This is a genomic window from Actinomyces ihuae (assembly GCF_001457875.1).
In the GTDB taxonomy this organism is placed as follows: domain Bacteria; phylum Actinomycetota; class Actinomycetes; order Actinomycetales; family Actinomycetaceae; genus Pauljensenia; species Pauljensenia radingae_A.
Genome location: NZ_CZPX01000004.1, coordinates 611,611 through 627,176, shown reverse-complemented (window position 1 = coordinate 627,176; position 15,566 = coordinate 611,611). Strand labels below are relative to the sequence as shown.

General features: G+C 57.1%; 13 protein-coding genes. 6 read left to right on the top strand and 7 right to left on the bottom strand.

Features of this window, described 5'->3' with window-relative positions; all coding sequences use genetic code 11:
• Positions 1-58 precede the first annotated feature (58 nt).
• From BN3002_RS03995 to BN3002_RS03980, 4 genes are read right to left on the bottom strand one after another with little or no spacing between them, the layout of a single operon-like run.
• Positions 59-1,381, bottom strand: a complete 1,323-nt coding sequence (locus tag BN3002_RS03995; protein ID WP_082628518.1) for an ABC transporter substrate-binding protein — start codon at positions 1,379-1,381, stop codon at positions 59-61.
• A gap of 35 nt (positions 1,382-1,416) precedes the next feature.
• Entirely contained in the window at positions 1,417-2,334 is a 918-nt protein-coding gene (locus BN3002_RS03990) for a carbohydrate ABC transporter permease (RefSeq protein WP_058236693.1), read from the bottom strand.
• On the bottom strand, positions 2,321-3,286 hold the full coding sequence (locus BN3002_RS03985) for a carbohydrate ABC transporter permease (RefSeq protein ID WP_082628517.1): 966 nt from the start codon (positions 3,284-3,286) through the stop codon (positions 2,321-2,323). Before BN3002_RS03985 ends, BN3002_RS03990 begins: the two co-directional genes overlap by 14 nt.
• The gene (locus BN3002_RS03980; protein WP_257525463.1) at positions 3,279-4,601 is read right to left on the bottom strand and encodes a glycoside hydrolase family 125 protein; all 1,323 of its coding nucleotides are present in this window, start codon (positions 4,599-4,601) and stop codon (positions 3,279-3,281) included. The genes BN3002_RS03985 and BN3002_RS03980 overlap by 8 nt, the downstream gene beginning before the upstream one ends.
• Positions 4,602-4,749: 148 nt before the next feature.
• On the opposite strand from BN3002_RS03980, the gene BN3002_RS03975 reads away from it, so the two are divergent.
• The 4 genes from BN3002_RS03975 to BN3002_RS03960 all read left to right on the top strand — a co-directional run bounded on the left by BN3002_RS03975 (position 4,750) and on the right by BN3002_RS03960 (position 10,349).
• The gene (locus tag BN3002_RS03975; protein WP_058236900.1) at positions 4,750-6,762 is read left to right on the top strand and encodes a M13 family metallopeptidase; all 2,013 of its coding nucleotides are present in this window, start codon (positions 4,750-4,752) and stop codon (positions 6,760-6,762) included.
• A gap of 143 nt (positions 6,763-6,905) precedes the next feature.
• On the top strand, positions 6,906-9,488 hold the full coding sequence (pepN, locus tag BN3002_RS03970; RefSeq protein WP_058236692.1) for an aminopeptidase N: 2,583 nt from the start codon (positions 6,906-6,908) through the stop codon (positions 9,486-9,488).
• A gap of 163 nt (positions 9,489-9,651) precedes the next feature.
• Complete coding sequence (locus BN3002_RS03965) at positions 9,652-9,882, top strand: PTS sugar transporter subunit IIB (protein ID WP_058236691.1); 231 nt, start codon at positions 9,652-9,654, stop codon at positions 9,880-9,882.
• Positions 9,879-10,349, top strand: coding sequence for a PTS sugar transporter subunit IIA (locus BN3002_RS03960; protein WP_058236690.1), 471 nt, complete (start codon positions 9,879-9,881; stop codon positions 10,347-10,349). Before BN3002_RS03965 ends, BN3002_RS03960 begins: the two co-directional genes overlap by 4 nt.
• A gap of 26 nt (positions 10,350-10,375) precedes the next feature.
• Here the strand turns inward: BN3002_RS03960 and BN3002_RS03955 are convergent, their stop codons facing one another.
• The 3 genes from BN3002_RS03955 to BN3002_RS03945 form a co-directional block, all read right to left on the bottom strand.
• Positions 10,376-10,819, bottom strand: coding sequence for a Dps family protein (locus tag BN3002_RS03955; RefSeq protein ID WP_058236689.1), 444 nt, complete (start codon positions 10,817-10,819; stop codon positions 10,376-10,378).
• Positions 10,820-10,933: 114 nt separating this feature from the next.
• The gene (gene malQ / locus BN3002_RS03950) at positions 10,934-13,108 is read right to left on the bottom strand and encodes a 4-alpha-glucanotransferase (protein ID WP_058236688.1); all 2,175 of its coding nucleotides are present in this window, start codon (positions 13,106-13,108) and stop codon (positions 10,934-10,936) included.
• A 52-nt stretch (positions 13,109-13,160) separates the two neighbouring features.
• Entirely contained in the window at positions 13,161-13,454 is a 294-nt protein-coding gene (locus BN3002_RS03945; protein ID WP_082628516.1) for a PTS sugar transporter subunit IIB, read from the bottom strand.
• A 74-nt stretch (positions 13,455-13,528) separates the two neighbouring features.
• On the opposite strand from BN3002_RS03945, the gene BN3002_RS03940 reads away from it, so the two are divergent.
• Both BN3002_RS03940 and BN3002_RS03935 read left to right on the top strand, forming a co-directional pair.
• Entirely contained in the window at positions 13,529-14,488 is a 960-nt protein-coding gene (locus tag BN3002_RS03940; RefSeq protein WP_058236687.1) for an acyl-CoA thioesterase, read from the top strand.
• Positions 14,489-14,503: 15 nt separating this feature from the next.
• Positions 14,504-15,556: a D-2-hydroxyacid dehydrogenase gene (locus BN3002_RS03935; protein ID WP_257525462.1), complete on the top strand. Its 1,053-nt coding sequence runs from the start codon at positions 14,504-14,506 to the stop codon at positions 15,554-15,556.
• The last annotated feature ends 10 nt before the right edge of the window (positions 15,557-15,566 follow it).

Below are 15,566 nucleotides of genomic sequence, written 5' to 3'. Positions count from 1 at the left end.
GCACAGGACAAAGAAAGAGCCTCCGGAGCGAACTCCGGAGGCTCTTATCTCGTGACGTTTACTGACCGCCAGTTTCGATGAACTGGTTGACGCCGTCAACGTATTCGGACACTTCCTCGATTGGCTTTTCACCCTTGAGGATCGGCGTCCAGATCTGAACCGCGAGGTCGCCGGCCTGCGATGCCCACGTGGTTGTCAGGCGAACGCCTGTGGTGTTCTCAATGCCCAGTGAGTATTCCAGGGTGTCTGAGATCGTCGAGCCGGCAAGATCCTTGATCGAATCCAGATAGCCCTGACGTCCGGGCTCGTATGCCGGAGGTGCAACGGGTGTTTGTGCCATAACTTCCGGAATCACTTCAGTTTCGAGGAACTTGGCAACTTCCCACGTATCATCAGCGTTGGCCGTGCTCTGAGGTGTGCACATGCCGATTGCATCGTAGAACGTGGCAGGAGTGGACTGGCTGGGTAGCGGCGCCCATCCCCACTCAAAGCCCTTCGCATCGTTACCGAATGACTGAGCCAACCACTGGCCGCTCGACATCATCGGCTGCGAGCCTGCAGCAAACAGTGAGGTGGAGTTGTCCAGGTTGAAGTCCGGAGGATTCACCAGGCCGTCTCCAATGGCCTTCACCAGCTTGTCGAGGCCCTCCATGAATTTGTCATCGGCCACGGCTTTCGTCGGATTGTTGACATCGTCAACAAACGGTTGGCCACCTGCTGACATCGCGTACTGTCCCATCGCGACCGGGCCACTCGTGCTGGTCAGGCCATCAAGGAGCAGCGGGTAGGTTGACCCGCCGGCACCCTTCAAAGCGGCGGCAGCTGAGTAGAGGTCATCCCACGTCCAGTCCTGCGTGGGCAGAGGAACGTTGTTTTCTTCAAACAGCGTCTGGTTGTACCAGATACCTGTGACGTTAATCAGTGAGGGCAGGCCGCCAATACCGTTCTCGGGAGTCTTCCACGTATCGAGGAAGCCCAGCTCGCCTTCCTTGAAGTCGGACGCAATCTTGTCGGTCCAGTCCGTCAGAATTCCCATCTGAGTGTACTGCTGCTCAGTATCGTTACCGCACCAGAAGATATCGGGCAGTTTCTGGGCCTGAGCCAGTGAACCAAGTTTCTGCGAGTAGTCGCCGGAAGGTGCGTCAACACGGTTGATTGTGATGTCCGGGTTGTCCCACTTTTCTGCCACGATCTTGTCGAACAAGTTGTTGGTTTCGATGGATTCCCACGTCATGTAGTTGACGGTGCCTTCAGCTGATGCAGGCGGTTCACCACTTTCGCCGGATTCACTGCCTCCTGAGCTGCAGGCAACCATGGTGAGTGGAAGAGCGATGGCTGTGCCGACAGCGGCCATCCTCCGTCCTGTGCGTCGGATTGTCATCGTCGACTCCTTTCATATTTCCTGTGATTGGACTTCTACTTTTGAGATGTGTTTCCGAGGGCGCTCAAGCCTTCAATGAAGTAACGCTGAGCGAAGAGGAAGATCAGAAGAGGTGGAAGCATGTACAACAGGTTGGTTGCCATGTACTTCGACCAGTCCGGAGCTTCACTGGCGAAACCGGACACAAATGATGACATGCCCAGCGCCAGTGTCCACTTGTCAGTGGAGTTCAGGTAGATGAGTGGATTGAGGTAATCGTTCCATGCTCCCTGGAAGGCCATGATGACCATTGCGATCCACGCCGGCTTCGTCATGGGCAACATGATCGAGAAGAAGATTCGAATGTGTCCTGCTCCATCGACCTTTGCAGATTCATCAATCTGCATGGGAATCGCTAGGAAGTACTGGCGAGCCAGGAAGATGAAGAGTGGGTTACCACCTAGGAATGCAGGCACGATCAGCGGGAACCACGTGTCATACCATCCGATGTCCCTGAACAGCTGGAACAAGGGGATGATGCCAACTATTCCGGGCAGCAGCATGGAACCAACAAAGATGTAGAAGAACACTCTGCGGCCCTTGAAGCGCAGGCGTGCCAGCGCGTAGCCAGCCATCATCGAGGTCAGAACGCCGCCGAAGGTGCTGAGCAGGGAAATGATCAGCGTATTGACGAACAGGCGTGGGAACTTGATGATTCGTGGGCCTTCGATGAAGTTGGACCAGACCCATTCATCCGGGAGGAATGAAGGTGGAACTTCGAAAACAGTGGAATTCGACTTCAGCGAGATCGTGATCATCCACAACAGCGGAAGCAGCATCGTGGAGCATGCGACAATTGCGCATGCATACCACATCACCGCACGCCCAGGACGCTTCTTGAGTTGTGCGCGCCGAGGCTTCTTCGCAACACTTGTCACGAGTTCAGGTGCTTCAACCAGCTCAGACTTGGACATCGTCGTACCTCCAGGCTTTGGTGAATCGAGCTGCGAAAGCCAGGCAGATAATGATCAGGAAGAACAGAATCCACACCTGAGCGGTCGCGTATCCCAGTTCCGGAACTCGTCCCAGCGGCGGGAAACCGTGGTTGTAGATCGACAGCATGAGCGTATTTGTCGCCCAGCTGGGGCCACCGCCGGTGAGGATCTGCGGCTGAACGAAGGTCTGCATAGCACCGTTCATCTGCATGACGAACTGGAGAATCAGGATCGGGACAATCGACGGCAGAGTGATCGAAAAGAAGATGCGGAATGGTCCCGCACCATCAACTTTGGCTGCCTCGTAGATTTCGTTGGGCACTGCCTGCAATGCTGCGAGCAGGATGATCATTGTTGACCCTACGCCCCACAGCATGACGATCACAATCGACGGCATCGCTGTGTGCTCATTACTCAGCCATGCAATTGGTGGAATTCCAAAGAATCCCAGCACCTGGTTAGCCAGACCGACTTGCGGGTCAAAGATGAATTTCCACAGCGTGACCGTGGCGACGATGGGAAGAACTGCCGGCAAGTACAAGATTGTTCGGATCACGGATACGGCTGGGAGCCTGACGTTGACAAAGACAGCCAGCGCAAGTCCGAGTGCCATCGATGCGGGTACGTAAAGAAGAACCAGATATCCAGTTGCCGACAGCGTCTTCAGGAACGACGGATCAGCGGTGAACATTCGGATAAAGTTCTTCAGACCCACAAATTTCGGCGGGGTGATTCCGTTGTACCGGGTCAGTGATAAATAGGCTGCGCTGATGAGCGGGTAGACAACAAAAATGCTGAAACCGCAGATTGCGGGAGCCATGAACGCCAAAGCAGCTTTGAGATCGCGATTGGCTCCTCTGTCCTTTTTCTTGCGCGTCGGCGCGTCTTCTTTGGCAGAAACGGTTGCCTGCGTTGTCTGAGCCTCATCCATTGCTTGCCTCCTTTCTCGAAATATCGTTCGACTGGGTAAGCGAGCAGTAGGCCAGAACCAACTCGCAGAACATGGCGTTTGCCCACGAGAACCACTCACGGGTAAACAGGGCATCGTCATCCTTATGGAAAGATTCATGCATCAGGCCAGTTCCGCCCGTCGTGTGAATCAGAGTGTCGATTATCTGGTCAACTTCGTGAGCTGACGTACTTGTCAGTGCCTGCACCGCCAATGCGATTGGCCAGATGTACTCGTGCGGCGTGTGAGGGCTGCCAATTCCCTGCGCACGCGACCCGTTGAAGTAGAACGGGTTGGTATCGGAGAGCACCATGGCTCGAGTGTTGAGGTAAATTGGATCATCCGCTTCGAGGAAGCCAATATACGGAAGCGACAACAAGCTGGGCATGTTGGCGTCATCCATGATCAAAGTCTGTCCCAGACCATCTACTTCATAGGCAAATACCTTCCCCCACTGCGGATGATCAATGACGCCGTGCTCGTAGATACCGGCGCTGATCTGGTCAGCAAGGTCACGAGCCCGAGAAATAACCGGGCTTGAAGTGGCGCCAGTTGCAGCATTCATCTGTTCAAGAACCCTGGCCGCCGTTCGCAGAACAACCACAGCAAATGCATTGCCCGGAACGTTATATCCGTAGCTGTTCGCATCGTCACTGGGACGGAATCCGCTCCACGTCATTCCGGTGTATCCCACCGGAGCGCCTTTTCCACCGTGAGACAGAGTTTCGGTCGCTACCTGAGCGCCGGGGCGTTCAAAACGGTAGTCAGATGTTTCGTGACGTTGTTCGCGTGCAAAGACATCGACGACTGTTTCCAGAGCCTTCTCCAGGCCACCCAGATGCGCGTCCTCATGGGTTCGGTCCCACAGATGACCAGCCAGGAACAAGGGAGCGCTCAAAGAGTCAACCTCGTACTTGCGTTCCCAGATCCACGGGCTCATCTCGGTGAGATCGTCATGATGGCCGGCGCCGTTGGGCTCGGCATTGAAGGCGTTTGCGTACGGATCCATATCGATATACATCAACTGACGTTGGAGCACCCCACCGATCAGCTCGGCAATCTCGGGGTAATCACCGGAGAAATGCACGTACGGAATCATCTGCCATGTGGAATCGCGCAACCACATCGCCGGAATGTCACCGGTCAGAACGAATGCGCTGCCGTCGTCGTAACGCTCAATTGTCGAACTGATGGTGTTGACGAAACAGTCCTCAAAAACCTCGCCAACGCGCGCATCAACGCGCTCCTTCACGGTGGCAATGATGTGCTCCATCCACGTCGAATCTGCTCGAGCCACTATGCTCTCCCTCACTTGTGTGATGACATCAATCAGTATAGAGCTAATACCATTATGAACACAAGTTATGTATTGCATATACTTATTTGATGGGCGCCGCAGCTTCTGGCACTGGATCATCACACTGTCGGCACGTACAGTGTCAGACATGACTGAACTTCTTGCACACGTCCTCGACCAGTCCCTGACCGATCCCAGCGTTCGCCCGCAGGATGACTTCTACGGCCATGTGAATGGAGCCTGGCTCGCGGACCACAACATTCCAGCTGACCGCCCCATCGATGGCGCCTTCTACACGCTGCGCGATCTGTCGGAAAAACGTGGACGCGCAATTGTTGAGGATGCGCTGGCCGGACAGATCGACGATCCGGAAGCTCACAAGATCGCCATCATGTACCGCCAATTCATGGATGAGGACAGCATTGAGGAACAGGGCGCCTCCCCCATCATTCCACTGCTCAAGGCGGTAGCCGCCACGACATCCCACGACGAGCTCGCCACACTCAGCGGCCAGCTCATGCGCGGAGGCATCTCCACGTTTTTTGTGCCTTACGTCAACACCGACACCGATGACACCTCACGCTACATGCTCTACTTCCAGCAGGCCGGTTTGGGTCTTCCGGACGAATCCTTCTATCGCGAAGACCAGTACGAGCCAATCCGCCAAGCCTACTGCTCTCACATTGAGCGCCTGTTTACCCTCGCCCACATTGGCGACGACGAGGGCGACGCTGCTTCATGCGCTCAGCGCGTCATGGACTGGGAGACACGCTTAGCCGCACACCACTGGGATTCCGTCACAAACCGAGATCCTCACAAGACAACCAACCCTCGCACCGTCTCGGAACTCATTGACGACAATTCCGGTTTCGACTGGCGTAACTGGGCGCAACAGGTTGGCCTTCAACTCGAATCAATCGCGAATGTCAACGTCAATCAGCCTGATTACCTGGCCACCGCGGCGTCGATGTGGGCATCGGAGGACCTGCGCACACTCAAACTGTGGCAGAGCCGCAAGATCATCAGCGCCCACGCTTCACTGCTGTCACACGAGTTCGTTGAAGCCAATTTCGATTTCTACTCACGCACGCTTGCCGGCACCGAAGAACTCCGACAGCGATGGAAGCGCGGTTTGGGCCTGGTGGAGGGCACACTGGGTGACGCCCTGGGACGCCTGTATATTCAGCGACACTTCCCCGCTGACTATAAGGAACAGATGGAAGCACTCGTCCAACGCCTGTTGGAGGCCTACCGTACGTCTATTTCCACACTGAGCTGGATGAGCGAGGAGACGCGCACCAAGGCGCTGGCAAAGCTCGATACCTTCAATCCCAAGATTGCCTACCCCGACACATGGCGTGACTATTCAGGTCTCGATCTTGATGAGAATGCGTCACTGGTGGACAACGTGCGCAAGGCAGACGCATATGAACTGGACTATGAATGGGCCAAGCTGTCACGGCCGGTGGACCGCGACGAATGGTTTATGACGCCTCAAACGGTGAACGCCTACTACAACCCGTCACTCAACGAGATCGTATTCCCCGCCGCTATCCTGCAGCCTCCCTTCTTTGATCCAGATGCTGATGCCGCAGTGAACTTCGGTGCAATCGGTGCCGTCATTGGCCACGAAATCGGACATGGTTTCGATGACCAGGGATCGCGCTACGACGCAGACGGCGCACTGCGTAACTGGTGGACTGATGAAGATCGCAACGAATTTGAATCGCGCACGCACCACCTCATCGAACAATACGAGGCTCTTGTCCCCCGCCAGCTAGAAGCAGCTCCCGCCGAGGTACACGTCAACGGCGCCTTAACCATCGGTGAAAATATCGGAGATCTGGGTGGTCTGGCAATCGCGTGGAGGGCGTGGTGTGCTTCGCTTCGCGATCAGGGCATTGATCGCCCTGAAGATGCGCCCGTTATCGACGGCCTGACCGGGCCGCAGCGATTCTTCTACTCATGGGCTCGAATCTGGCGATCCAAGTCGCGCGACGAGTTCGCCCAGCAGATGCTCGTTATTGACCCTCATTCGCCGGCAGAATTTCGATGCAACCAGGTGCTTCGCAATTTTCCGGAATTTGCGACAACATTCGATGTCACGGAGTCGGACGGCATGTGGTTAGATCCGAGTCAGACGGTGGAAATCTGGTCGTAGCAGCCCCCTGAAATGTAACCTCTTACGCATTCGACGCCATTTGTGGCCTCTCACTTAGGCGTTTGGGTCCAATTAGTGAAAGACTAAGAACTGTCATATGCGCTTGTTGCGCTATCCCTGAGTTACATGAGAAAGGCTACTCAATGCCGGGTCTTAACCTCACGCGTGATGAAGCGGCTGAGCGGGCACGCATAATCTCAGTTCACCACTATGACGTTGAACTGGATTTGACGTGCGGTGACACTGACTTCCGCTCCCGCACCACCTTGACGTTTGATGCCACTGAAGGCGCCTCAACGTTCGTTGATCTGGTCTCCAACAATGTCCATTCCATCACGCTGAATGGACGCGACGTGTCAGTCGGAGCACATCAGGACAACCGCATCGACCTGCAGGAACTGGCTCAGTCCAATACGCTCATCGTCGACGCGGACTGCCAGTACATGCACACCGGCGAGGGACTGCACCGCTTTGTTGACCCCGCTGATAACAAGGCGTACTGCTACTCGCAGTTTGAAGTTCCCGATGCCCGACGAGTCTTCGCAACCTTCGAGCAGCCCGATCTCAAGGCAACATTTACCTTCACCGTGACAGTTCCGCAAGGGTGGAAAGTGTTCTCCAACTCCGTCACACCCTCACCGGAAGAACGCGATGGAAAATGGACCTATCACTTTGAGGAAACTCAGCGTATTTCCACCTACATCACGGCGATCATTGCCGGACCGTACGAGGGTGTCACTGATTCTCTGACCAGCAGTGATGGGCGCGAAATTCCGCTCGGTGTGTGGTGCCGCGCCTCGTTGCGCGAATTCCTGGACGCCGACCGCGTCATCGACGTCACCCGCAAGGGCTTTGCATTCTATGAAGCCAACTACGGCATCCCCTACCCCTTCACCAAGTACGACCAGATTTTCGTTCCCGAATACAATGCAGGCGCGATGGAAAATGCCGGATGCATTACCTTCCGCGATCAGTACATCTTCCGTGCACGCCCTACCCACGATGACCTGGAGAAGCGTGCCAATACGATCCTGCACGAACTGGCTCATATGTGGTTCGGTGATCTGGTCACCATGAAGTGGTGGAATGACCTGTGGCTCAACGAGTCTTTCGCTGAGTTCATGTCTCACTACTGCCTGGCAGAAGGAACCGAATACACCGACGCCTGGACCGGCTTTATGTCCCGTAAAGACTGGGGTATGCGTCAAGACCAGATGCCCACGACCCACCCGATCAAGGCTGAGATTCGCGACCTTGCTGACGTGGAAGTGAACTTCGATGGCATCACTTACGCCAAGGGTGCATCCGTTCTTCGTCAGCTAGTCTCCTACGTCGGCCGTGACGAGTTCTTCGCCGGGCTGCACGAGTATTTGACCAAGCACTCCTACGACAATGCAACGCTGGATGACCTTTTGGGCGAACTCGAAGCAGCATCCGGACGCGACCTTGACCATTGGTCCCGCGTATGGCTCGAAGAAGCGGGCATCACCACGTTGAGCACGGTCGTCGAAACAGATGACGAAGACCGCATGACCCGACTGGCAATCCGCCAAGAGCCGTTCACGCCGGGTTCCTCGCTGCGTCCTCACCGCCTAGCAGTGGCAGGCTATTCGCGTTCTGCCGCACAGGATGATTCCGGCTCGAACCGAACGACACCTGTTGAGCAGGTTTTCCACGAGGAGCTCGATGTCGACGGTGAGCTGACCGAGGTCAGCAGTGTCGTCGGCCAGCCTCGCCCCGACCTCATTGTTATTAATGATGGCGATCTGGCTTATGCGAAGATCCGCCTCGATGATCGCTCCCTTGCGTTCGCCACTGAAAATATCACGCGGTGCACCGATTCTCTGCTGCGCAATGTGATCCTGGCTTCTGCATGGGATATGACGCGCGATGCCACGATGCCTGCGCGCGCTTTCATCGACCTGGCGCTTGCTGCGCTGCCCGTCGAGAACAATATGTCGATGCTGCGTCTGACGTTGGCACACATTGCCACCGCAGTGTCGAGCTATGTTGCTCCTGCTGATCGTGCCGACGCGCAAGCGATGGTCGGCAGCCGCCTGCTCCTGCAGGCCCGTTCGGCAGCGTCCGGCAGTGACCAGCAGCAGATCCTGATCCAGGCGGCAGCCCGCCACGCAGTGACCGACGATCAGGTGGGTGCTATCAAGGCTCTGTACACAGGCGAGCAGACCTTGTCCGGCCTTGATCTCGATGTCGATGTGATGTGGGATTTGCTCACCGCTCAGGTCCGAACCGGACACGCCTCAGAGGCAGATATTGCCGAACGTGAGCAGGCGGATGACACGATGACAGGCCGGCAGCGCGCAGCTCAGGCTCGCGCAGCGGTTCCAGACCCGCAAGTGAAGGCTCGCGTGTGGGACGAAGTCATGCACAACGTGTCAATCGCGAACGATACGCGCTGGGCACTGGTCTCCGGTTTCTGGGCTCAGGCACACACTGCACCGGATACTTACACCGCCTTTGTCGACGACTATTTCGCCTCGATCGAAAAGGTCTGGTCAGAGTTCACCTTCCACATGGCCGAGGACATCGTCACTTTGATGTTCCCGACCGCCTTGGCAGGCTACGTTGATGGGCTCGACTTGGCTGAACGCGGTCGCCAGTGGATGAACGATCATCCTGATGTCTCTGCCGCACTCACGCGTATTATTCGTGAACGCGTCGCGGTTGTTGAGCGCATGACGGCGGCACAGAAAGCGGACATCTAACCCTTCCTCTTCCGGATTGAACGACCGAGTGTCGGTAGGGCTCCATCATGAGCCCTACCGACATTTTGTCTGCATAGCGGCCAGTTGCCCGGCCGTAAACAGCTGGTGCGTGTTAATCTTCGAGTAAGTGCATCAGTACACAGGACGTTCAGAGGAGTTCCCCATGGGCCAGGCAGAACAAATACTGGGAGCATTAGGCGGTTGGGACAATATCAAGGATCTCGAAGCCTGCATCACCCGCATCCGTGTTTCGGTTGGTGACGAAGAGCTCGTGGATGAGGATGCCCTGAAGAATGCGGGCGCCTTTGGTGTCGTGTCGGTGGGAACGTCCATCCAGGTTGTCATGGGGCCGCAGGCTGACAGCATCGTTGAGGAGATTGAGAAACTCAAGTGACCCGTGTACTTGCTCCACTTGCTGGGCAAGTGATTCCCTTATCTGACGTGAATGACCCCGTCTTCGCAGAGAAAATCGTCGGCTCAGGTCTGGCAATTATTCCCGATACCTTGACCGCGCATGGGCACTCAGACGTGGTCAGTCCGATCGCGGGAACAATCATTAAGGCTCTCCCCCACGCATTTGTCGTCCGGTCAGCCGACGGCCCCGCTGTTCTGGTTCACGTGGGGCTCGATACCGTCAAGGCCGACACCTCGTCATTCATGGTCGTCGAGGGTGACCACAGCACTGTAGAGACCGCTCAGCCAGTTGTTTCATGGAGGCCCGCGCATCTTGTCGACGGTGGTTTCGACCTGACCACCCCCGTCATTGTCATGGACAGTTCGGACGCGATGATCGGGTCACACGCTGAATATGGAACGCACGTCCAAGCGGGAGATTTCCTGTTTGAAATTCTCCCCGCCTGAACGTGCGGTGATGAGCGCCTGTTACGTTACTTCTCGATCGCGGCGCGCAGGAACCACGCCTGCTTTTCGAGTCCGCGTGCAGCACCGACCAGGATGTCGCCACTGAGTGAATCGGCATCATCGACCTTTTCAAGATCCGACTTGATGCGCTCGGATGCAGCCATCAGCTTGCTTTCCATCTGCTTGTAGGCGTCGGCAACCGAAATGGTGCCTTCAGCCACGTCACCGATTCCGGAGTCCCTGGCAACCGTGGCGGCGCGGCCATCGGGAGTACCACCCAGGGTCGAAATACGTTCGGCAACCTCGTCGAGGTCTTCACGTACCTGATCGACGATCTCATCGAGCGCCAGGTGAAGAGCGCGGAAACGATCGCCTTGAATATTCCAGTGGTACTGCTTTGCCTGCAATGACAGGTCGGTCAGGTCCACCAGTGCGCGCTGGAGCGCATCGATCACGAGTTGTTCAGCCATTTTGGAGTCCTTTCTGCTCAGTGACTCTTCTAACATACAAGGGCGCACCCTCATTTGAAAGACTTCCGCTGCCACGTTCGCTGCCAGACAAAGACGGTACGAACGCGAACGCTCCTACTTGGGCAACGCCTCGTTGACCACATCGAACAGTTCAGTCATGTGATGGTCGGATGCCAGGCGCTCAGTACTGACTTCCCTGCCCGAACCATCGCACAGCGGGACACACCAGTTCGGGTATTCCGTATTGGTGCCGGGTAGATTCTGAGGGCGGATATCTCCCACAGCGTCCACCAATGCCACACCCACCAGACGCGAAGGTGTCATCGTAATGAAGCGATGCAAAGCTGTGACGATTTCTTCCTTGCTGGGCTCTGGCGAGTCCAGCAATCCGTATTCGCGCAGACGCACCAGCATGCGTTCGCGCTCGATTTCCTCCCCCGCGCGCACCACATCAACAGGATCGACCAGTAAGCCCAACTGGTCACGCAGCGTGGTCTGCACGCCGTCAAGGTATCCCGAAGTGGGTGGCAGATCATGAGTGTTCACTGTCGCAAGAACGTCGCGCCGGTATTGATCCGCATGCAGCGGCCAGCCAGAGTCCTCCTTTTCGAACCACAGCACCGATGTTCCCAGGATTCCTCGATCATTGAGGTAGCCGCGCACCCACGGTTCAACCGTGCCAAGGTCCTCACCGATCAGCACTGCTCCGGCGCGCTGGGCTTCAAGCAGCAGCACGCCAACCATCGCTTCGTGGTCGCAGGACACGTATGTTCCATGCGAAGCTGGCTCTCCCTCGGGAATCCACCACAGTCTGAACAATCCCATGATGTGGTCAATGCGCACCGCTCCGGCGTGGGACAGCACGGTTCGAATCATGTCGCGCAGCGGTTGGTACCCGCACCGCGCCAGCTCACGTGGAGACCACGGAGGCTGCGACCAGTTTTGGCCTTGCTGAGAATACATATCCGGCGGTGCTCCCACCGTCATTCCCGGTGCAAACAACGTCGGCGTGGCCCACACGTCGGAGCCTTTCGGGTGAACGCCAACGGCCAGGTCAGCCATAATGCCGATGCTCATGCCCAGTTCGGTGGCCAAGGTCTGCGAATCTCGCAACTGTTCGAGGGCGACCCACTGACACCATGAATAAAAGTCGATGCGGTCAGCCAGTTCAAAGCGTGCGCGCTCAATCTGATCAGTATCAGTGAGCATCTCAGGAATCAAGGGCTTATCGTCGCGCTCCAGATCGCCTGCCACAAACGACCCGGACGATTCGATGAGCGCGCACCACAAGGAAAAGTCCGCCAGCGCATCGCCTCCTTCGTTCGTGAAACGGAGGAACTGTGCGCGGCGCGATGGGCGCATGGGTTGCGCATGGAGGATTGCGAGTGCCTGAACCTTCGCCCGCCAGGAAGTGTCACGGTCAATCAGATCCGTGCGTGATGCGCCCCAAGATTCCTCGCGCAGAGCATTAACTCGGCTGCGGTCCCGTTCAGACAACTGCGCATATTCCGGCAGCGATTCAGGATGAATGTACAGCGGGTTCACCCACCTGCGTGTCACCGGCAGATAGGGCGAGTTCTCCAATGGCGAGATGGGCGCACACGCGTGAACGGGGTTAATCAGCACAAACTGCGCACCGTGCGCAGCACTGACCGACACGATGTCCTGCAGATCCGCGGTGTCGCCGATACCCCACGAGGAGGCAGAACGTACCGAATAAAACTGCGCGGAGGTGCCCCACTGCTGATCGGACTGCGTCAGCGCAGGTGGATCGATTCGGTCGGGAACGACGATCAGCGGCGCGGAATACACTGTTCCGCCCTCAACGGTTGCGACAAGGTGGTGCCATCCCAATGGCAGTGAGGCTGGGATTTCGAACGTTGCACGTCCCACTAGCTGATCGTCAATCTGACGTGGCGGCACCCATCGGTCGAGCTGGGGGCACTGTCCCCCCTCGCCACTTTCGAGTTCGTAGCTGACTGTCACCCTGCGGCCGTGCGGCACGTGAACGGGTACGTCCCGGGTGCAATGCTCGCGCACAACGGTGCAGTCAGGCAGGATCGTGGACCAGTGTTGATCCTCAGTGAATTCAACAGCGCGTTGAAGGTCCTGGACGGTGGAATCCTCATCGAGAGGCAATCCCAGTGCGTGTAGAACCTTCAGCAAAGATGCGGCTTCGACGTCAACAAGGTTGCCATACCAATCCCAAAAGTGCGTCGCCACTCCATTGGCTTCGGCCACCGAGCGCAGCAGGTCAATCTCGGTGTGTGCTGGTGCAGCTAGATCCATGAAGGTCTCCGACTCATCTCATCCACAGCGGTACTGCTACCGATCGTACACGTCATGAACACAGTTGACGCAGTTCGCCCATCACACGTTCCGCATCTATTCCAGTGACCAGCTGCACGACATCGCCTGAGCGCACCACCGCGATAACCGGCGGTTGTCTCAGTAGGTGTTCATCGATGCTATCTTGGTCGCGGACCTGCACGCGGATTCTCAATGCGCACGGTTCAAGATCGACAACGTTGTCGCATCCGCCCAGCCCCTGAAGTATTTCCCGGCATCGTTGCGGCAAGGATGGCTCAGCTGTCCATTCGCGATCCACGCCTGCCTGACGATTTTTGTGCACCATGTGTCCATCGTAGAAGATTGCCCACGATGCGCACCTGCTGTGCACAAAACGCCGCATGAACGGACAATAGAATTATGACGACACCGATCGACGTACCGTTGACCACCGATGAGCCCGTGGCATCTGTCCTGCGTATTCTGCGATTGACCGAAGATGCCGAGCACGAGGACACCTTCACTGCTCACTCCCTGCCGCAGGTGAGGCGCGTATACGGAGGACAGGTCATCGCACAGTCGTTGCTGGCGTCAATGGCCACCATTGACCAGGACGATCGGCTTCCCCACTCCTTCCATGCCTACTTTCTGCGCGGCGGCGACCCGCAAGCTCCATTTACACTGCACGTCAACCGTTTGCGCAATGGCCGTTCCTTTTCGTCGCGTTCCGTGACATGCAGGCAGTCTGAACGCGAAATTCTCACACTCGCCGCATCCTTCCAGAGCCCTGAATCCAGTCTGACATACGAGATTGAAGCGCCGGATGTGCCCGGCCCCGATTCCTGCGACTCAGCATTGGAGCTCTTCCGCATGATGAATCACCCAGTGGGCCGATTCCTCGGCAAGACTGCTGCATTCGATGTTCGTCATGTCCAGGACAGTTTGTATGTCAAACCCGACCCTCACCCCACGAATCGCCAGCAGCTTTGGATGCGTCCGCGCTCTCCGATCCCCTCCCAGGTCAGTCAGCTCATTCACCGCGCGCTTCTGGCATACGTCGTCGACCAAGTCATGTTGGAACCAGCCATGCGCGCCACCTCATTGTGCTGGATGACTCCAGGTTTGTCGGCCGCTTCCCTGGACCACGCCATGTGGTTCCATCACGATGTTGATATCAACGACTGGCTGCTTTTTGACGGCACGTGCACCAGTGTCAATAACGGTAGAGTCCTGACCCATATGCAGATTTTCTCCTCCAACGGCAGGCTCGTTGCCGATGCCAACCAGCAGGGCATGATGCGTGTGCCACGCGGCGGTGTGCATGGCTCAGGCCGATGGGAGTTCATGGATGGCGACAGGGCCACGGTCGCACCTGCTTAAGAAATGGAGTCCAATATGAGCATCTCTGCCCTGACCATTGCGGTCGCCACGCCGCTGCCCTCTGACCTGGTTGAACCACTCATGCAGTGCGATCCGCGCTTGCTGGTGGATTACCGCCCCCATTTGCTGCTGCCTCAGCGCTGGGTCGGTGACTGGGGTGGCGACACGAGCGTCACCCGCACCGACCAAGAGCACGCCGAGTACGTCCAGATGCTCACCCACGCTGACATTCTTCTGGGTATTCCTGATTCCTCCGCTCGCCTGCTGCGCGAGGTCGTCGAACACAACCCGAGACTTCGCTGGGTGCACACAATGGCTGCCGGAGGCGGCGCACAAGTCAAGGCTGCCGGCCTGTCTGAAGATGACCTCCAGCGCGTCACCTTCACCACCAGCGCAGGTGTGCACGGCACGACGCTCGCTGAGTTCGCACTGTTTGGCCTTCTCGCCGGCGCGAAAGATCTGCCCCGGCTGCACTCTGATCAACGCGCGCACCACTGGCCTGACCGCTACCCGATGCGCCACTTATCTGAAATGACCATTCTGATCATGGGCACAGGTGGCATCGGCCGCGTTGTCGCGCACCGCCTTCACGCTCTCGGTGCGACCGTATGGGCAACCTCGCGTTCGGGCACACCGGTCGAAGGCGTGGAACGGCTCATCGCGATGGATGACCTGCACGATGCTCTGGGTCAGTGCGATGGCCTGGTGATCACTCTGCCTGGCACATCAGCCACCCGCCATATGATTGACGCCGCCGCGTTCGCGTCAATGAAACCGGGGATGATCCTGGTCAATGTGGGTCGAGGAACGGTGATTGACGAGGACGCCCTCGTCGATGCCCTGAATGGACAACGCGTCGCTTTTGCTGCACTTGACGTAACGGAGACCGAACCTCTTCAGGATGGCTCTGCCCTGTGGGATCATCCCCGTGTCCTGATCAGTCCTCACACGGCTGCGCTCTCAACGCATGAAGGAGAGCGTATCGTTGAACTCTTCATGGACAATGCGGTGCGCTTCCTGGATGGTCGTCCGCTCCGCAACGTTGTCAACACCATCGAGTTTTACTAGCACCCCGACC